This window comes from Paraburkholderia caffeinilytica, assembly GCF_051027425.1.
Classification (GTDB): domain Bacteria; phylum Pseudomonadota; class Gammaproteobacteria; order Burkholderiales; family Burkholderiaceae; genus Paraburkholderia; species Paraburkholderia caffeinilytica_A.
This window is the reverse complement of record NZ_CP186553.1, coordinates 89,754-107,388: the sequence shown is the minus strand read 5'-3', so window position 1 is coordinate 107,388 and position 17,635 is coordinate 89,754. Positions and strand designations below refer to the sequence as shown.

The window sequence follows — 17,635 nt, the reverse complement described above, 5'->3', positions numbered from 1 at the left end:
TACTGTTCAATGCGCGATGCCACGAGCAGCACGCTCGAGCAACAGTTCTCGCTCGCGCGCATTGCGCGTCATCGCGGCCGCGCGTTCGAATTCGGCGCGCGCTTCTTCCACCCGGCCGAGTTTCTCCAGCAGATCGCCACGCACGCTCGGCAGCCAGTGATAGTTGGCGAGCGCGGCATCGGCTGCTAGCGCATCGACGATTTCCAGACCGGCGGCCGGGCCGAATGCCATGCCGACCGCCACCGCCCGGTTCAGCTCGACCACCGGCGAAGGCGCCACTTCCGCGAGTGCGTCGTACAGCGCGACGATCTGCGCCCAGTCGGTCTCTTCAGCACGGCGGGCGCGCGCGTGACACGCTGCCAGCGCCGCCTGCAATGCATACGGGCCGCTGGCGCCGCCCAACGCATGCGACGTGCCGAGCGCCGCCAGCCCGCGACGGATCAGCAACGGGTCCCAGCGGCTGCGGTCCTGATCGAGCAACAGCACCGGCCGGCCTTCAGCATCCGTGCGCGCGTGCGTGCGCGACGCCTGGATTTCCATCAACGCGACGAGCCCATGCACTTCGCTCTCATCCGGCACGAGTCCGCTCAGCACCCGCCCAAGCCGCAGCGCTTCCTCGCACAACGCCGGCCGCATCCAGTCATCGCCGCCAGTGGCCGAATAGCCTTCGTTGAAAATCAGATAGATCACCTGCAGTACCGACGCGAGCCGCGGCGCACGCGCGTCCGCCTGCGGCACCTCGAACGGCACCTTGGCCGCCGACAGCGTGCGCTTGGCCCGCACGATGCGTTGCGCGATAGTCGGCTCGGGCACGAGGAACGCGCGGGCGATTTCGTCCGTGGTGAGGCCGCCGAGCAGGCGCAGCGTCAGCGCGACGCGCGCGTCGGTGGACAACACCGGATGGCACGCCGTGAACACCAGCCGCAGCAGATCGTCGCCGATATCGTCGGCACGCGCGGCATCGAGGGTATCGACGAAATCCGGCACGAGGTGCGCCTCCTGTGCGTCGAGATCGTGGCCCAGTTCCTCGCGCTTGCGAGCATGCAGCGCTTCCTGCCGCAAGCGGTCGAGGGCGCGGTTCTTCGCGGTCGCCATCAGCCACGCTCCCGGATTGTCGGGTACGCCCGCGTCCGGCCAATGCTCCAGCGCCGCGACCAGCGCGTCCTGCGCCAGCTCTTCGGCAAGCCCCACGTCGCGCACGATCCGTGCGACGTGGGCGATGACCTTGGCGGATTCGATCCGCCAGACTGCCTCGATGGCACGATGGGTGGCCGGTGTAGTCACAGGATCAGCCCGCTGCCCTGGCGTTCGGGTCCATGTAGATCAGCTCCCAGATGTGGCCATCGATATCTTCAAAGCCATGCCCGTACATGAAACCATAGTCCTGCGGCGCGCGCGGCACCGTGCCGCCGGCGGCGAGCGCCTTCGCGACCAGCGCGTCCACCTCGCCCCGGCTCTCGCACGACAGACCTAGCAACGCTTCGGTGCTTTCCTTCGGATTGCAAAGCGACTTGCGCGTGAAGGATTTGAACAGGTCCTTGACCAGCAGCATCGCGAAGAGATTCTCGCCGAGGATCAGACACGCGGCCTGCTCGTTGGTGAATTGCGGCTCGAAGCTGAAACCGATCGTGTGGAAGAATTCCTTCGACCGTGCGAGGTTCTCGACGGCGAGATTGACGTAGATCTGCTTATGCATGATGAAATCCATGGGTCCAGTTATGTGCTCGCTGGGGCGGCGCGTTGCGCCGCAGTGTGCCGCCCACGCAGCGATCCCACGTGTTCAGCTCGCCTCGGCAAGCGTTTTCAGGTTGCTTAGTCCGTCTTCGAAATCCTTGCCGACCATCTTGTCCATGCTGACGAACACCTGCATCAGCTTCGACAGAAACGGCGCAGGCCCATGCATCGCCCACGTGACTTGCGTTGCGCCCGCCTCGGGCTTCAACTCGAATTCGGCCATGTTGTGCGCTTCGAACGGCTTGAGGAAATCGAGCTGCATCGTCACGCTCGACGGCGCCGTCGTATCCACGATCTCCATCTGCCCCACGCCGATCTTTTCGCTTTGCCACGCATAACGCGCGCCTTTGCCGCTTGACGTGCCGCTATAGGTGCCTTGCGTCGCGGGATCTTTGCGCAGGAACGGATTCCAGCGATTGAATTGATGCATGTCGTCGATCAACGCGTAGATCCGCTCAGGCGGCGCTGCAATGCGCACGCTGCGTTCAATGCGAAAGTTATCGGGCCGCGTCGCCGCATAAATGAATAGCAGCGCTAGCGCCGCGACGACGACAATCAGAATGGTTTTGAGCATGACAAGTCCTTGCGATGTAGCCGGATCGACGCCTCGTTCGGCGCTCGGATCGGCCTCGGGGTCAATGTTTGGCGGCGTCCAGTTTGTGGAAACGGTCCAGTTCCGGACCCGGCTCGAAATCCTCGAGTTCGTAAAGTTGCCGCACTTCGATTTCGCCATCGGCCTGCTCGCCGAACGGCGCTGGAAACCGCCGCACCCATTCCATGGCTTCTTCGCGGGAACGAACCTGAATCAGCGTGTAGCCGGCGATCAGTTCCTTGGTTTCCGCGAACGGACCGTCGATCACCGTGCGCTTGCCGCCGCTGTAATGGATGCGCCAGCCTTTCGAACTCGGTTGCAGGCCGGTTGCGTCGAGCAGCACGCCGGCTTTGGCCAGTTCTTCGTGGTAGGTGCCCATCGCAGCCATCAGAGCTTCGTCCGGCGGACTGCCGGCTTCGCTGACGGCAGTCGCCTTCACTATGATCATGAATCGCATCGCGATCGCTCCTTGGGTGGTGTGTGGTGAGTGGCGAGCCGTTATCTGTTTGCTGGCTTCTTACTCACACGACGAGCGATACGCAACCGGATCGACATATTTGTCGCAGGTTTAGGGAAAACCCCAGGCAATTAGCCGCGACGGTGCGAACCCGCTTATAGGAAACACGGCCCGAGCTTGCGGACTTCGACGGTGCACCACGAGGCCGCCGGGCAGGCTTGCGCGATCGCCACCGCTTCTTCGCGAGTTTCGCAATCGAGCAGGTAGAAGCCGCCGATCATTTCCTTGGCTTCGGCGAATGGGCCGTCGAGCAATTTCGGCTGTCCGTCGCGCACCTGCACGCGCACGGCGTCGCTCGTGGAGGTCAATGCTTCGGCGGCGATCAGCTTGCCGCGCTCCTTGAGGCCGGCGGCGAAACGCACCATCTGGTCGTAGAGCTCGCGCCCGGCCTGCTCGCCGCGTTCGATGCGCTGATTCGGGGGTTCGACGATAAGCAGCATGTAGGACATGACGTCTCCGATTTATCGCGCCGTGGACGTGAACGCCAGGCGGGCGTACGACGGCAAAAACGCGCTTGCAGTTAGGGGAGAAAGGCAGTCTAGCAAGCACGGATGACTCCAGCAAACCCGTTTCACCGCCCCAGTGCCGATGGCGCGCAAGCCCTACGGACACTCGTAATACGAACGCGGCATGTGGATTGCTGCTCTGCTGGTATCGACACACGTCCGAGGTGACATCATGCGAAATCGATCTGGTCTGGGCATCATCGCAATGTTATTGGCGCTGGTGACACTCACCACCGGCTGCACGCTTGGCGGTGCGGCGGCGGGCGGCGTTATCGGCAACGAGGCGACCAATCACAGCGCGATCGGCACGGTCGGCGGCGCGGTAGCCGGTGGCATTATCGGGCACGAGTTGGGCAAGTAATGGGCAAGTAAGCGACGCGTCGCCGTGGCCTTTGTCTTGATCCAGCAGAGCGATTGTGGCGGCCGCAGTCCGCGTACCACGATATTACGAAGTACAACGATTAGATTGGGGCGAGCCAGGGTGGCTGCGCTATACTCGCTCCATGGATACGAACCCGACCTCGCTGAATCTGCATCGTTGGTGGCACGCCTGACCTGAGCGGCCCGATCCTCTTCGACCATCGAAATCGTGATGCCGCCAGTCCTGGCGGCATTTTTTTGTGCGTGCCGATGACTGGTGGTGTTGCAAACACGGATATTTGACCATGTCGCACGCAGCCAGATCTGAGAAGCAACCTGTCATCCTCACAGGCGACCGCACCACCGGCCCGCTTCACCTGGGCCACTACATCGGCTCGTTGCGCTCGCGCGTGCAGCTCCAGCACGAAGCGCAGCAATTCCTCCTGCTTGCCGACGCGCAGGCCATGACCGACAACGTCGGCCGGCACCAGAAGGTCACCGAAAACGTCATCGAGGTGGCGCTCGACTATCTTGCCGTCGGCATCGATCCGGCCAAGTCGACAATCCTTATCCAGTCACAGGTGCCGGAGCTGGCGGAACTGTCGCAGTATCTGCTCAATCTCGTGACGGTCGCGCGCCTCGAACGCAACCCGACCATCAAGGCGGAAATCGTGCTTCGCGGTTTCGAGCGGGATATCCCCGCCGGCTTCCTGACCTATCCCGTCAGCCAGGCTGCCGACATCACCGCGTTCAAGGCGACGCACGTGCCCGTCGGCGACGACCAGTTGCCGATGATTGAACAAACCAACGAACTGGTGCGCCGTTTCAACAACACGGTCGACAAGCCGGTGCTGGTGGAATGCGAAGCGGTGCTCTCGCACGTGGCGCGGCTGCCGGGCATCGATGGCAAAGCCAAGATGAGTAAATCACTGGGTAATGCGATTACGCTGGGTGCGAGTCCGGACGAAATCACCAAGGCCGTGAATAACATGTACACCGACCCTAACCATCTGCGCGTCAACGACCCAGGTCAGGTTGAAGGCAACGTTGTGTTCGCGTTCCTCGACGCGTTCGAACCGGACGTGCCGATGGTCGACGAACTCAAAGCGCACTACCGCCGTGGCGGTCTTGGCGACAGCGTGGTCAAGCGCGCGCTCAACGAACGTTTGCAGGCGATGCTCGCCCCCATTCGGGAGCGCCGCCGCGAGTTGGCAACTGATCGTGCTGAGGTGCTGAATGTGCTGCGCCGCGGAACCATGCGCGCGCGGGAAGTGGCAGGGGCGACGATGTCGGAGGTGAGAGGCGCGCTCGGTTTGAATTACTTTCAGAGCTGAGCGGCCGACAGTCTTCGGCTCTCACTTCTCCTTGCGCGCGTGATGTGAACGCCGGATCCCATTCCGGTGGTGACTCTGCTATTCGTTCATCCGGTAGAACCGGCCTCAGCCCACGCCTTGAAACAATTCAAGCGTGCGCGTGTCTCCCGCTCGTACCAGAGGCCGGCAATCGGTTCCATCACCCAGCGCAGCCAATTCGGCGACGTCCTGAAGTTATAGGTGAACGTTACACCGCAGTGCGTGGGGGAGATCTGCCGGAATTTCCATCCGCCGCTGAAGCTGGCCAGCAGACGTGGCCCTTCAACCATCGAGACCGCCGCCACGTGCGGCGGCTGGAACGACACATAGCGCGACACCATAACCAGACCACCGGCACTTTCGATGTATTCGTCGACTCCGACCGCGGGCACCGCCGCCCCATTCAGTAATTCCGAGCGGGATGCAAACGGGTCCCACTCTCGTCGGCGGGAGTAGTCCTGAGAAAGCGCGAAGAGCCAATCGACGCTTCCCGACACCATTGTGCTGACAGAAAATTTCATTGCAGTTTCTGGACGCTCGCAATAGCAGGCCGGCCAATACTAATACCAGTCGCGTCTGACGCAGATAACACCTCCCGGCGTGCCACAGCGGCTTTCATCTCACGGGCAGAAGCGACCGGGCCTGCTCAAGCAGCGCGTGTGACGCCGGAAATTCATTACGCCCCGCCATGGTAAGCGCAGCCTTCGCAGTAAGCGCGAACAACTCGTCGTTGGACGTTACGGCCATCTCCAAACCAGAACCAACCTGATCGTATCGGCGGAAAAACGCGAGCATCTCGGACGCATCGGATCGGCGGTCTTGAGGGCCGCCCTTGGCCAGAAGCTCGGCGGCGGCTGCCAGTTGTCGAGTGGCCGCAAGGAAATCAGAACGCTCCATGACATTGACCTCCTTCGTCGTCGCCAGATGTTCCTGGAGTGTAGCGCAGGTCTTTGGCAACCCCAGGGATACAGCGCGCGGGCGCTAAAGGGAGGCGATTCGGCCGCCTGGCGACTCACGACGCCCACACGCGCCAAGCCGTGAAAGGCTCGCATTGGGTGTTAACATATGTTGTTGTTAATTTTGATATGGCAACATATGTATCAGGCCGGACGTCAATTCGACCTATAGTTCCGCCGAAACCGATAGGAGATTGTCATGAAACACGCGTCGCTACTGGCTCTCGCAGCTTTTGCGATTTTCTCGCAAGCCGTCCCGGCCCAGGAAGCACAACCGACCTTGGCGAAAGTTCAGAGCGTGAACCTGATTGCAATCGGGCACAGGGAAACGTCTGTGCCGTTCTCCTATGTCGATGCCAATAACCAGGTCATCGGATTCTCCCAGGACCTGTGCAACAAGATTATCGATGCGGTCAAAGCAAAGACGGGGCATCCGGACCTGCGCGTCCGCTTCATCCCTGTCACCTCGCAGAACCGGATTCCGCTGGTTCAGAACGGCACCGTCGACCTTGAGTGCGGCGTCACGACCAACCTGACTTCGCGGCAAAATCAGGTTGCGTTTTCCGATACGTTCTTTGTCGCCACGACACGTCTGCTTACGCGCAAAGACTCCGGAATCAAGGATTTCTCCGATCTCGCCGGGAAAACCGTGGTGACCAATCAGGGCACGACGTCTGAACGCCTCCTCAGGAAGATGAACGAGGAGAAGAAGATGAACATGCAGATCATCAGCGCGAAAGACTACGGCGAAGGCCGTGTCACGCTCGAAACGGGGCGTGCGGTCGCCTACATGATGGACGACGTCCTGCTTGCCGGCGCACGTTCGCTGACCGCGCAGCCGGCCGACTGGGTTATCGTGGGCACGCCTCAGTCCTCGGAAGCGTACGGTTTCATGCTTCGCAAGAATGATCCCGAGTTCAAGAAGCTGGTTGACGACGCAATGACCGGCGTGATGAAAAGCGGCGAGATCAAAACCTTGTACGACAAGTGGTTTATGAAGCCCGTGCCGCCGAAAAACATCAACTTCGATTTCCCGATGAGCGACGAAATGCACAAGCTCTATGCGTCACCGAACGACAAGGCTTTTGATTAGGGAGATGAACGTTGAAATAGCGAAACGCCCCATGAAGGGGCGTTTTTCGTCTCAGCGGGTTCGCGTAACGTCGAGCGTTCCCGAAACAGAAATCCGACGCGGGTTTTAAACCACCGCTTCGACGATCGCCTGCGTATGGGCGGACCTCATCAGCCCTTCGATCATCTTCGCTTCCGCGTTCGCGATTTCGCTCAACGATGCGACGGACAGTTGCCCGTCCAGAATCGCCAGCCCGGTGCAAAGACGGGCGTATTCGCTGTCGTCGAGAATCCATGCGCCGTCGTGATGCTCACGTGCGTCGAGCTGCACCATCGCCGCATGGGCGCTTTCGATGTCGGCAAGCACGTCTTCGCCAAGACCCAGACGCGCCAACTCCTGCGACACCAGCAAATGCCGGCTCAGGGTCAGGTGCAAATCCCGCGAGCCTTGCCCGCGCCGGAATGCATCGAGGGCGGTGTAGCACTGCAGGAGCATCGCCGCGGTGACGGGCTCGTGGGCGGTGCGGCTATAGGTCAATGCCCGCAACAACGGGGACATGGCCGGCTGGGTGTGCTTGCGAACTCGCGATTTACTGGACATATCGATTCAACCTCCTTCGCTAACTCTCGGCTTTGCCACCGAATGCTGTGCTCTCCGGTGGCAAACGCCGCCGATGCGCCGGCGGCTTGACAGGCCCTTAACGTGAGTCTGTGTAAGCATCATGGCAAGCAACTATTAAGACAAACTTAAACAAACCAAAGTCTCAATTGCGTGACATCTCGCTACGCCAGAGCAGATTTTCCGCCGTGACGCATTCGACATGCAACGCTGTCATATAAGTTCAGACCGGCCAAATACAAGCCGCACGTATTGTACGGACGAAAAAAAACCCTGTTCCCGCAAGGGAACAGGGCCAGACAGGATGGAAGAACCGTACAGGCGCGTGGATGCTTGCCGGCCTTATAACCATCACAAACTAACAAAGCTGTTGCTTCCTGAACTGCTACTGCTACTACTGCTATTTCTACGGCTACTACCACTGCTGTCGCTACTACTGCGTTACAGCTCGGTCCCTCGTATTCAACCTCACCTCGCTGCAACCCCCTGCTGATTCACGCGCATGATTACTCTGATTGCGCGCTGTTGCATTGCTTCGACTTCCTACTGCTTTACTGCCCTGCCACGTGGGACAACCGCGGCAAACTGCCATCAACGGTACGGTTCAAAACAACGCGGGGGAAGACCGCGTCGATGGGCTCGGTGACTTGTCGCTCCATGGAAAACAGTTTATGTGAGCACGCCCGAATGCAATTGCGCGAAAGGAGGGGAATTGGCAGGTTAGTTCGCCGAATCGGCACGGCGTGGCGATTTCTTCAGACTTGAGCCGGAAAAAAATACATGTGGCGACACATCATCCGGCCCGATTACTCCGTCTCACAGCGCCCACGTGTAGGGCCGAGTAATGAAGCTGGCAGGCCGACGCATAGGCGTGTAGTGCGCGTGGCGTGGTAAAAAAGCACTGCAGGCGCGACAATTCACAACCCTTCTTTCTAGCCGCCCGCGCACAGGAAACGTCACCCGCATGTCTGCTCAAGAACCTTCGCTCACCCTGCGTCCGGCGCTAGCGGCGGACGAGCCCTTTCTGTTCGAATTGCGCAAGGCCACCATGACGGAGCACCTGGCGCGTGCCGGCGAATCGACTGACGATGCCGAGCATCTCGCGCGTCTGCAGTACCGTTACGACGCGGCGCAGGTGATTTGTATCGACGGCACGCCGGCCGGTTTGCTGAAAGCGCATCTCACCGAGAACGAATGGTTCGTCGTGCAGTTGCAGATCGCGCCGGCGCATCAAGGGCGCGGCATCGGCGAGCGGGCGCTGCGCACGGTCTTGCTGGCCGCGCAGGCCGACGCGTTGCCGGTTGCGCTAAAGGTGCTCAAAGGCAATCCCGCCAGGCGCCTGTACGAACGCCTCGGCTTCGAGATCGTCGGCGAAGATGAAATCCAGTTTCATATGAGACGCGTGCCGCACGCGTCGGCGGAAACTCAAGCAGAATGAATGTCCGATCACCGCTGATACAGAGCGACACGCAATGGACCCTGCTATGACTTTTCGCGACACCTCGGCAATCGCAAGCTGGCACGCTCACATTTACTTCGATTCAGGCAGCCGCGACGCCGCGTGGTCCTTTCGCGAGCAGATCGAAGCACATTGGGACGGCAAACTGCAAATGGGTCGCTTTCACGAGCGCCCCGTCGGGCCGCATCCGATGTGGTCGTATCAGCTCGCATTCACGCAAGAGCAGTTCGCAGAGCTCGTCGGTTGGCTCACGCTGAATCACGGCGCACTCGACATTTTTCTCCATCCGAATACCGGCGACGCCTTGCGCGACCACCGTGATGCAGCGGTGTGGATCGGTCATTCACACGACCTGGTGCTGAGCGCCTTGAACTGACCGATGCCGGCGCGTGCCCGATTGCCCGATTGCCCGATTGCCCGGTCAGATATTCGAATACGAACTGCACCAGCCGCGTGCGGCGACCTGCTTGTCGCCGAATAATGTGCAGCCGCCGTAGGCGTCGGTGGTCTTGCCCTGAAACAGCGAGCAGTTACCGCAGGTTTGTCCCGCGACGTAGTCAGGGAATTTTGCCTTGTCGACCTTCGATGCGTCTTCTTTGTAGCCGAGGGCTTGCGCCTTCGGATCGGCTTCGCTCAGTGTGTTCGCGGGGTCGGCGGCAAACGCGGTGCGGGACAGCAGGAGCGATGAGCTCACGCCCACGCTCAGCATCAGAAAATTGCGGCGCGAAGTTTTCATAGTGGTCCGATGGGGAGTAATGACGCTCGTCAATCGATAAACCGCGTGAACCGTTCAACCGGTTCCCGGTCGGTCCTCAGCGTATTGACCTGGGCATTTTCGTCGGCGAAACCGAGCGACATGCCGCACACCAGTTGCTCCTCAGGCGGCAGCCCGAGATGCTCGGCAATCACGCGATGAAACGGCGTGAACGCTGCCTGCGGACAGGTGTCGAGGCCACGGCCGCGCGCCGCCGTCATGATGGCTTGCAGGAACATGCCGTAGTCGAGCCAGCTACCGCGCTCCATCACCCGCTCGATCGTGAAGAACAAGCCGACCGGTGCGCCGAAGAAGCGGTAGTTCTGCGCGTGCTGTTCGTGCATCCGCGCCTTGTCGCCTTTCTGGATGCCCAGCAGGCCGTACAGATCCCAGCCGATCTTGCGGCGGCGGTCGATATAGGGCGACACCCATTCATGCGGGTAGTAGCAATATTCTTCCTGATACAGCGCGTCGCGCTGCGGGTCGTCATGTGCCGCGACCAGAGCCTGCGACAGGCGCGCCAGAGACTCGCCCGTCACCACGTACACTTTCCACGGCTGGGTATTGGTGCCGGAGGGCGCACGGCTGGCGGCTTCGAGAATCGCTTCGATATCGGTGCGCGCAACCGACGTGGGCAGAAAGGCGCGAATCGAGCGCCGCGACATGAGTGCGGCGTCGACAGGGTTGGCAGGTGTGGTCATCGGCGGAATCCCGGCAGGGCCAACAGTTTGGCGGTCTGCGAAGATTCTAGCGCGAGCGGTGGGTTTTCCGCTTGCAGGCTTGCAGCATGCGCGGGCAAAGCGATCTTGGGCGAGCGCCCCTATTCCGCTTCAACCACGCCGGGCCCGCAGCGTTTCTACATCAACCCCATGCAGACGGCGGCGACGATCGACCCGATCACCAGCACCGCGCCAACCGTTTTGCGTTTGTTCAGCTCTGTCCACAGCAGGACACCGGTGAGCGACAACAGAATGATGCTGCCCGCCAGCGTATCGATCAACAGCACCCAGCCGACGCTCAAGCCGACGCCCTTGTGCAGATTTGTCAGCGTCGCGAGAAAGGAGTTCTCGCTGCGCTTGACCGTCACGTAACCGTTGCCGACCCAATACTCGGCGGACGTGTTTTCATGCGGCGACGCGAAGCTGAGCTGCCAGTGCTCGGGCTGGATCACACTGCGCTCGCCCCACGCAACCGGATGCGCGGGTTCTTTCTGCACGCGTCCCGGGTTGCCCGCCAGGCTGAGTTCGTGCTTGAGCCATTTGCTTAACTCACGCGGCGTCTGCGGCGCCGGTTGCGGCAGCGGCACCTGCACGACCGACACCTGCGGCTCGCCGGTCGACACTTTGAGCGGCCCGCCGCGATGATTCAGAAAAAAGCCCGTGGTGCCGAACAGCAGACCCAAGGCCGCGCCCCACAAACCGATCCAGCCATGGACCTTGCGCAACCATTTGACGAAGGTCGCGCGGCGCGAACGCTGCTGCCGTGCCTTCAGTTCGCCGCGATCGAGCCGCTGCGGTTCGACCGCCTCGGCGTCGACGGTCTCATCCGGTCGGAATTCAATAGCCTCGGGTACGCTCACGTTTCGCTCCAGGTGCGCAACAGGTTGTGATAGCAGCCGACCAGACTGCGGCGCGCAGCGTCGTCGGCATGTGTGGCGTTCAAACGCTGAATCGCCGTGTCCATATCGAATAGCAAAGCGCGCTGCGTGTCGCTGCGCACAAGGCTTTGCACCCAGAAGAAGCTGGCGAGGCGCGCGCCGCGTGTAACCGGTGTCACCTGATGCAGACTGGTGGCCGGATAGACAATCATGTCCCCCGCCGGCAGCTTGACCTGTTGCACGCCGTAGGTGTCTTCAACAACGAGTTCACCGCCGTCGTATTCGGACGGTTCGGAGATGAACAGCGTCACCGAGACGTCCGTGCGCAGCTTCACGCCATTGGGCAGCACACGCACCGCACCGTCGACGTGACTGCCGAACTCCATGCCGCCTTCGTACCGATTGAAGAGCGGCGGATAAACCTGGTTCGGCAACGCCGCGCTGATGAACAGCGGATTGCGCTCGATCGACGCGAGAATCACGTCGCCGAGCTCACGGGCGAGCGGCGAATGCTCGGCGATCTGCTGATTGCGTTTGACCGGCGCGCCCTGATAACCGGCAGTCGCGCGGCCGTCTACCCACACGTCGCCGGCGCTGTCGAGCCGCTCGCGCAGAAAGCGCAATTGCTCAGCGTTCAGTACATTCGGAATGTGCAGCAGCATCTTGAGTTTCCCTGGCCTCGTTCAGTCGGCCTGCCGTTTGCGAGAGCAGCAAGCCTACCGTATCAATGCGGCACGCTTCAGAACCGGTAGTCGAACGTCGCCAGCAACGTACGTCCGATGCCCGGCACGGAACGGCCACCGTCCGATTGAATAAGCGCGTCGTAGTACATCTTGTTGGTGAGGTTCAGCAGATTCAGACGGACGTCGTATTTCTTCGCGTGATAGGCCGCAGTCGCGTCCCAGCGCGTGTAGCCCGGCACCTGCACGTAGTTCGTATTCGACGCGTAGCGCGGCGACATATAGGTCGGGCCGCCGCCGATTTCCCAGTGCGGCGTGATCGCGTACGTGCTCCAGAGCGTCAGCGTGTTACGCGGCGTGTTGGCCGGCACGTGCCCTTGCGTCCCGTCGAGCGCCTTCAGAACGATGGCGTCCATGTACGTATAGCCGCCAAAAATCTGCCACTTGTCGGTGATGTGACCGGTCATGCCGGCCTGGAATCCGTCGACGCGGATGTCGCCGTCGAGTTCATATTCGGTCGGCGAAACCTGCGTGCGGGCGTTGGTCATTTCCTCGCGGAAGAACGCGGACGTCACCGAGATATTGCCGCCCAGCAGATCCCACTTGCCGCCCACCTCGTATGATTTGGTCGACTCGGGCGCCAGGTTCTGCGTCAGATTGGTCACCGTCAAGGCTTCGAGCGACGGATCGAACGACGTGCCGTACGACACGTAGTACGACTGCCAGTCGGACGGCTGATAGATCACGCCCGCGCGCACGCTGGTAAAGAAGTTGGTTTGGCTTGCGTAAAGCGGCGCCGTGATCGTGTTGTGAATCTGCGCCTGAAAGCGGTCCCAACGCAGGCCACCGATCACCTTCCAGTGTTGACCGAGCGACACCGTGTCGTTGACGTAGCCGGCGATTTCGTTCGACCCGGAATCGGCATAGTTGCCGACCGTCGTGGTCACGCCCGCGGGCGACGACAGATACGCCGGGTTCACCATCGAAACGACGGGTAAATTGTTGCGCGTGTACGCCTGGTTCGAGTAACTGTCGTGCCCAAGCTCGACGCCGGCGATCAGGTCATGCTTGATCGGACCGGTGTCGAACTTGTATTCGACCATCGTGTCGTTGTACAGCGAATGGTTTTCGATCACACGGTCGTGGCTCTGCAACTTGATGAACAGTTGCGACGGCGACAACGTCGTAAAGTTGCCGTTGGTCAGCGCCGTGCTGGTGGCGAGCGGCCCCGTCAATACCGCTTGCGGCGCGGTTTCGCGTGCATCGGTCAGCGAATGCGAGAACTGCGTCTGGTTGCTCAGCGTGAGACTGTCGGAGAACTTGTGCTTGATCGCGGCGGTGAAGGTTTGCACGTCCTGGATCGTGCGGTCGGTGGTCAAGCCATAAAAGGTGTTCTTCGGCACCGGCGACGGATGTCCGTTCAACGCCTGCACGCCGTAGTCGGGCATGTCGTAGTTGTGCTGGATCAGCGCGGAAATCGTCACTTCGGTTGGCGTGCCGATGCCGAAGCGCACTTCCGGCGCGATGCCGTAGTCCTTGTTCTTCATCTCGTCGCGCGTCGAACCGAGACTTTGGCCGAATGCATTCAGACGGATCGCCGAGGTGTCGGTCAGCTTGTGATTCACGTCGACGGTGCTGCGATAGCGATCGTCGGTGCCGACCATGGTCGAGACTTCCGCCGAGTCGGTCAGGTTCGCTTTCTTGCTGACCTGGTTGATCACGCCACCCGTCGAACCACGGCCGAACAGCATCGACGAAGGACCGTACAGCACCTCGAGTTCTTCCAGATCGAAAGTGTCGCGATAGTACTGATTGCGATCGCGGAAGCCGTCCAGATAGATGTCGTTCTGCGCGGTGAAGCCGCGCAGGTTGATGTTGTTACCGATCTGGCCGCCTTCGGCGCCGCCGATCGTCACGCCCGGCGCATTGCGCAGCGCGTCCTGGAACGACGTGGCGCCTTGCGAGGCGAGCACCGACTTGTTGATGACGGTGACGGTTTGCGGAATATCGCGCAACGCGGTGGGCGTCTTCGCACCGACGTTCGAACGTTCCGCCTGGAAGTCCTGTTGTTCTGCTTGCCCCGCGACGCCGATGGTCGGCAAGGTCGCGTTATCGGTTGCCGCGCTCGTCGCCGCGTCTTGAGCCGATGGCTGCGACGCGGCTTGCGGCGCGGTCTGTGCTACGGCAGGCGTGGCGAAGGGGACGGCAAAAGCTAACGCTAACGCAGTCGCAAGCGGCGTGTGATTGAACATGGGAAATCCCGTCGGAAGTGCGCTTGCCAACTCCGCATGCTCGGCATGGGATCGATGACAAAGTCGCAACTGGCTGGCTGCCTGTCTCCTGCTTGAAGCGAAGACGACGGGATGGCTGGCTGGTGGTTAAATGAGAATCGCTATCATTCCATATGCATAAAGACGCATCAATCGCACGAAACCTTACCTGGCGTAATCTATTTATTTCTGTTTTTTACTATCGTATGGAATATGTAATTTCAAATGTCTCGTCGCCAGCTATACATTACGCATTTGTAATATTTAGTCGCCCACGGCAAGACGATTTTGGCTATTCGTTAGATAAATAAGCTCACGCGCGTATCTCAGAGATAAGCGCCTAAACTTCTGCCAATTGGCGATTAAACCGACGTCACGCCTCAAGTCATGTACACCGGCTGCACGTGCTTTTCCCTCGCGCGTCTATAAATTGAGCAGCACGACAAACTTTCTAAATACTGACGGTTTGTCAAACCTGCATGCGCCCGCGACCGAACACGAAATCGCCACACCGTTTATCCTTTTTGCAACACCGCATCCCGCAACTGTTCCGTCCATCTTCGGAGTTGACCATGCAATACCGCAAATTCGGCCACACCGGCCTGACCGTTTCGCGCCTGTGTCTGGGGACGATGACCTTCGGCCTGCAGACTGAAGAAGACGTTTCGCATCGCATCCTCGACACGGCGGCGGATGCCGGCGTGAACTTCATCGATACCGCCAATGTTTATCCGCTCGGCGGCGGCGAGAGTATCGCGGGACGCACGGAGGAAATCGTCGGACGGTGGCTGAAGGGCAAACGCGACCGGTTCATTCTGGCGACGAAGGCCGTGGGCAAGATGGGGCCGTCCGCATGGGATCAAGGCGCATCGCGCAAGCATCTGCTGGACGCCGTCGATGCATCGCTGCGGCGGCTCGGCACGGATTACGTGGACCTCTACCAGCTCCATTCCGACGATGCGAACACCCCGCTCGATGAAACGTTGGAGGCGCTGGACGTGATCGTCCGCTCGGGGAAGGTGCGCTATATCGGCGTGTCGAATTTCCTCGCCTATCGGCTGGCGCGAGCGTTGGGTCGCGCTGACGTATTGCGCGTGTCGCGGTTCGTATCCGTGCAGCCGCGGTACAACTTGTTGTTCAGGCAGATCGAGCGGGAGTTGTTGCCTTTGGCGGCCGAAGAGCAGTTAGCCGTGATGCCTTATAACCCGCTGGCGGGTGGCTTGCTGACGGGCAAGCATCGGATGGATGCCGCGCCGGCGGCCGGGCGCTTTACCGATGTTGTCGGAAAGGCCGGGGCGATGTATCAGGAGCGGTACTGGCATAAGCGCGAGTTCGAAACGATCGAGAAGTTGAAGGCGATCGCCGCGCCGACCGGCGAGCCGTTGACTCGGGTTTCTGTGGCGTGGGTGTTGGCGAATCCGCTGATTACGTCGGCGATTATCGGCGCCAGTCGCGTTGAGCAGTTGAGCGATACGCTCGCGGCTTCAGAGCTTGTGCTCGATGCAGACGTCAAGACGCAGCTTGATGAAGCGAGTTTTGAATATCGGTGGGGTGACGCGGCGAGGTAATGCGTTTGGATTAATTCGACGGCGGCAGCGCTTACCCGGCCGCCGCCGTCAAAAGCGGAAAAATCACCGTCCGTATCGCAGCACCGTACTGGTGGCCGCAAGCACATGATCCTTCATCGCGGCCAGCAAGGCGTCCCGTGTCAGTCCTGCCGGCAACGCGTCGGGCGCTAGATCAAGCGCATAGATCTGCGCGACATAATGATGCGGCACATCCCCAACCGGCGGGCAGGGTCCGTAATATCCGGGGCCGCCAGTCCGGTTCGTGCCGGCCACACTACCGGCCGGCGGCGTAGCACCGGCACCCAGTCCGGTAGTGGAAGGCGCGACGCCATATAGCACCCAGTGCACGATCCCCAGTCCCTTAGCGCCATCCGGGTCGAAAATAGTAACCGCGTAACTCTTCGTGCCGGCCGGCGCATTTCGCCATTGCAGAGCCGGCGACACATTCCCGCCGCCGCAATTATTCGCGCTGGCCGCATGGCTCGAATCCAGCGTGCCGCCGTCGGCCAACCCTGGCGACGACACCGCGAATCCATCCGCCGCGCGGGCCGTGGCCGCAGAAAAAGTCAGCACCGCAAACAGGCCGACGTATAACAGGCGTCGTGCAACGCCGGCGTTTTCGCTTCGAGTCATCGTGAGTCGCCCCCGGGACTAAGTTAGCTAACCTGAAAAAGACCGTAGCGCAGCAACCGCGCGCCACGGCCATTGATGGCAAACGCCTCGACCGGGTGCTTTATTCCGCCGACGAGCAACGAATCCATCAGCCGATCACGTATCACTTGAACGGGCCGGTCCGCTTATTGGCCTCCGGCAACTGCCGCGTCTCGCGAAAAGACTTCGGATGCCAGAGGCGTGCGCCGCCTTCGATCCCTGCATCGTTCGATACCGTCGCGACGTTCGCGGGCAACTTGAACGTCAGCCGCGCCGCGTTGCCACCGCCAATCCACAGCTTGTCGTAGTTCACCAGCGAATCGAGAATGCCGATTATCTTCTCGACCCGGCGATTCCAGCGCTTGTTTCCTGCCTTGGCGCGTGCCGCGTCGCCAATGTACTCGTCGTACGCCACGCCCTTCTTGCTCACCGGATGATGCGCAAGCTCGAGGTGCGGCATCAACTCGCCATCGCGGAACAGCGCCGTGCCCGCGCCCGTGCCGAGCGTCAGCACGAGCTCGATCCCATGGCCTTCGATCGCGGCAAAGCCCTGCATCTCCGCATCGTTGATCATCCGCACCGGCAGGCCGCCAAGGCGCTGCGCCAGCGAATCCGCGAGCGGAATGTCGTGCCAGCCTTCAACGCCAAAGTGCGGCGCCGTCAGAATGCGGTTGTTACGCACCACGCCAGGAAAGCCGATCGACATCAGCGTGGCCGGCTCCTTTTTGACGAGCGGCTCGACCAGCTTCGCCAATGCATCCACCAGTTGATCCGGCGTGCACGGATGCGGCGTCGCCACGCGCAAACGCTCGGTTTTCATCTGTCCGTCTGCATCGATGATCGCGGCTTTCAGGCCAGTGCCACCGACATCGATCGCCAGAATCCGCTCAGCATTGCTTTTTACTTTCGTCTTACGTGTGGCCACGGTGTCCCCCGATTGTGTTGGTGC

21 protein-coding genes are annotated in these 17,635 nt (G+C 60.9%); 6 read left to right on the top strand and 15 right to left on the bottom strand.

Annotated elements, in window-relative coordinates; translation table 11 throughout:
• Nucleotides 1-6: 6 nt before the first annotated feature.
• From ACOSV0_RS20965 to ACOSV0_RS20945, 5 genes are all read right to left on the bottom strand, one after another.
• Entirely contained in the window at nt 7-1,284 is a 1,278-nt protein-coding gene (locus ACOSV0_RS20965; RefSeq protein WP_434113209.1) for an RNA polymerase sigma factor, read from the bottom strand.
• Nucleotides 1,285-1,288: 4 nt separating this feature from the next.
• Nucleotides 1,289-1,696, bottom strand: coding sequence for a VOC family protein (locus tag ACOSV0_RS20960; RefSeq protein ID WP_434113207.1), 408 nt, complete (start codon nt 1,694-1,696; stop codon nt 1,289-1,291).
• Between the two features lie 84 nt (nt 1,697-1,780).
• Nucleotides 1,781-2,308, bottom strand: coding sequence for an SRPBCC family protein (locus ACOSV0_RS20955; protein ID WP_434113205.1), 528 nt, complete (start codon nt 2,306-2,308; stop codon nt 1,781-1,783).
• A gap of 61 nt (nt 2,309-2,369) precedes the next feature.
• Nucleotides 2,370-2,783, bottom strand: a complete 414-nt coding sequence (locus tag ACOSV0_RS20950; protein ID WP_434113203.1) for a YciI family protein — start codon at nt 2,781-2,783, stop codon at nt 2,370-2,372.
• Nucleotides 2,784-2,938: 155 nt separating this feature from the next.
• Nucleotides 2,939-3,292, bottom strand: a complete 354-nt coding sequence (locus ACOSV0_RS20945; RefSeq protein ID WP_434113201.1) for a YciI family protein — start codon at nt 3,290-3,292, stop codon at nt 2,939-2,941.
• A 262-nt stretch (nt 3,293-3,554) separates the two neighbouring features.
• Here ACOSV0_RS20945 and ACOSV0_RS20940 point away from each other — a divergent pair, with 262 nt between their 5' ends.
• Both ACOSV0_RS20940 and trpS read left to right on the top strand, forming a co-directional pair.
• Entirely contained in the window at nt 3,555-3,710 is a 156-nt protein-coding gene (locus tag ACOSV0_RS20940; RefSeq protein WP_434116039.1) for a glycine zipper 2TM domain-containing protein, read from the top strand.
• Nucleotides 3,711-4,014: 304 nt separating this feature from the next.
• Nucleotides 4,015-5,043, top strand: coding sequence for a tryptophan--tRNA ligase (gene trpS, locus ACOSV0_RS20935; RefSeq protein ID WP_434113199.1), 1,029 nt, complete (start codon nt 4,015-4,017; stop codon nt 5,041-5,043).
• Between the two features lie 86 nt (nt 5,044-5,129).
• Here the strand turns inward: trpS and ACOSV0_RS20930 are convergent, their stop codons facing one another.
• Complete coding sequence (locus ACOSV0_RS20930) at nt 5,130-5,582, bottom strand: SRPBCC family protein (protein ID WP_434113198.1); 453 nt, start codon at nt 5,580-5,582, stop codon at nt 5,130-5,132.
• Nucleotides 5,583-5,676: 94 nt separating this feature from the next.
• Entirely contained in the window at nt 5,677-5,958 is a 282-nt protein-coding gene (locus ACOSV0_RS20925; protein ID WP_434113197.1) for a hypothetical protein, read from the bottom strand.
• A gap of 258 nt (nt 5,959-6,216) precedes the next feature.
• Between ACOSV0_RS20925 and ACOSV0_RS20920 the strand changes: the two genes are divergently transcribed.
• The gene (locus tag ACOSV0_RS20920) at nt 6,217-7,110 is read left to right on the top strand and encodes a glutamate/aspartate ABC transporter substrate-binding protein (RefSeq protein ID WP_434113196.1); all 894 of its coding nucleotides are present in this window, start codon (nt 6,217-6,219) and stop codon (nt 7,108-7,110) included.
• 105 nt (nt 7,111-7,215) lie between these two features.
• Here ACOSV0_RS20920 and ACOSV0_RS20915 read toward each other — a convergent pair whose 3' ends face one another.
• A complete protein-coding gene (locus ACOSV0_RS20915) occupies nt 7,216-7,689 on the bottom strand; it encodes a hypothetical protein (protein ID WP_434113194.1) in 474 nt (157 codons plus the stop codon).
• Nucleotides 7,690-8,671: 982 nt separating this feature from the next.
• On the opposite strand from ACOSV0_RS20915, the gene ACOSV0_RS20910 reads away from it, so the two are divergent.
• Together ACOSV0_RS20910 and ACOSV0_RS20905 are read left to right on the top strand one after the other, a co-directional pair.
• Nucleotides 8,672-9,145 carry a GNAT family N-acetyltransferase gene (locus tag ACOSV0_RS20910; RefSeq protein ID WP_434113193.1) on the top strand — a complete coding sequence of 158 codons (474 nt, stop codon included), beginning with the start codon at nt 8,672-8,674 and terminating at the stop codon, nt 9,143-9,145.
• Between the two features lie 46 nt (nt 9,146-9,191).
• Nucleotides 9,192-9,542, top strand: coding sequence for a DOPA 4,5-dioxygenase family protein (locus ACOSV0_RS20905; RefSeq protein ID WP_434113191.1), 351 nt, complete (start codon nt 9,192-9,194; stop codon nt 9,540-9,542).
• Between the two features lie 45 nt (nt 9,543-9,587).
• Here ACOSV0_RS20905 and ACOSV0_RS20900 read toward each other — a convergent pair whose 3' ends face one another.
• The 5 genes from ACOSV0_RS20900 to ACOSV0_RS20880 all read right to left on the bottom strand — a co-directional run bounded on the left by ACOSV0_RS20900 (nt 9,588) and on the right by ACOSV0_RS20880 (nt 14,449).
• The gene (locus ACOSV0_RS20900; protein ID WP_434113189.1) at nt 9,588-9,902 is read right to left on the bottom strand and encodes a high-potential iron-sulfur protein; all 315 of its coding nucleotides are present in this window, start codon (nt 9,900-9,902) and stop codon (nt 9,588-9,590) included.
• 29 nt (nt 9,903-9,931) lie between these two features.
• A complete protein-coding gene (locus ACOSV0_RS20895) occupies nt 9,932-10,621 on the bottom strand; it encodes a nitroreductase (protein WP_434113187.1) in 690 nt (229 codons plus the stop codon).
• Between the two features lie 155 nt (nt 10,622-10,776).
• On the bottom strand, nt 10,777-11,499 hold the full coding sequence (locus ACOSV0_RS20890) for a PepSY-associated TM helix domain-containing protein (protein ID WP_434113185.1): 723 nt from the start codon (nt 11,497-11,499) through the stop codon (nt 10,777-10,779).
• Nucleotides 11,496-12,179, bottom strand: a complete 684-nt coding sequence (locus ACOSV0_RS20885) for a Fe2+-dependent dioxygenase (RefSeq protein WP_434113184.1) — start codon at nt 12,177-12,179, stop codon at nt 11,496-11,498. The genes ACOSV0_RS20890 and ACOSV0_RS20885 overlap by 4 nt, the downstream gene beginning before the upstream one ends.
• A 77-nt stretch (nt 12,180-12,256) precedes the next feature.
• Nucleotides 12,257-14,449: a TonB-dependent receptor gene (locus ACOSV0_RS20880; protein WP_434113182.1), complete on the bottom strand. Its 2,193-nt coding sequence runs from the start codon at nt 14,447-14,449 to the stop codon at nt 12,257-12,259.
• 590 nt (nt 14,450-15,039) lie between these two features.
• Here ACOSV0_RS20880 and ACOSV0_RS20875 point away from each other — a divergent pair.
• Complete coding sequence (locus ACOSV0_RS20875; RefSeq protein ID WP_434113180.1) at nt 15,040-16,035, top strand: aldo/keto reductase; 996 nt, start codon at nt 15,040-15,042, stop codon at nt 16,033-16,035.
• Between the two features lie 63 nt (nt 16,036-16,098).
• On the opposite strand, the gene ACOSV0_RS20870 is transcribed toward ACOSV0_RS20875, so the two are convergent.
• Complete coding sequence (locus ACOSV0_RS20870) at nt 16,099-16,668, bottom strand: YbhB/YbcL family Raf kinase inhibitor-like protein (protein WP_434113179.1); 570 nt, start codon at nt 16,666-16,668, stop codon at nt 16,099-16,101.
• A 142-nt stretch (nt 16,669-16,810) separates the two neighbouring features.
• The gene (locus tag ACOSV0_RS20865) at nt 16,811-17,611 is read right to left on the bottom strand and encodes an ROK family protein (protein ID WP_434113178.1); all 801 of its coding nucleotides are present in this window, start codon (nt 17,609-17,611) and stop codon (nt 16,811-16,813) included.
• Between the last annotated feature and the right edge of the window lie 24 nt (nt 17,612-17,635).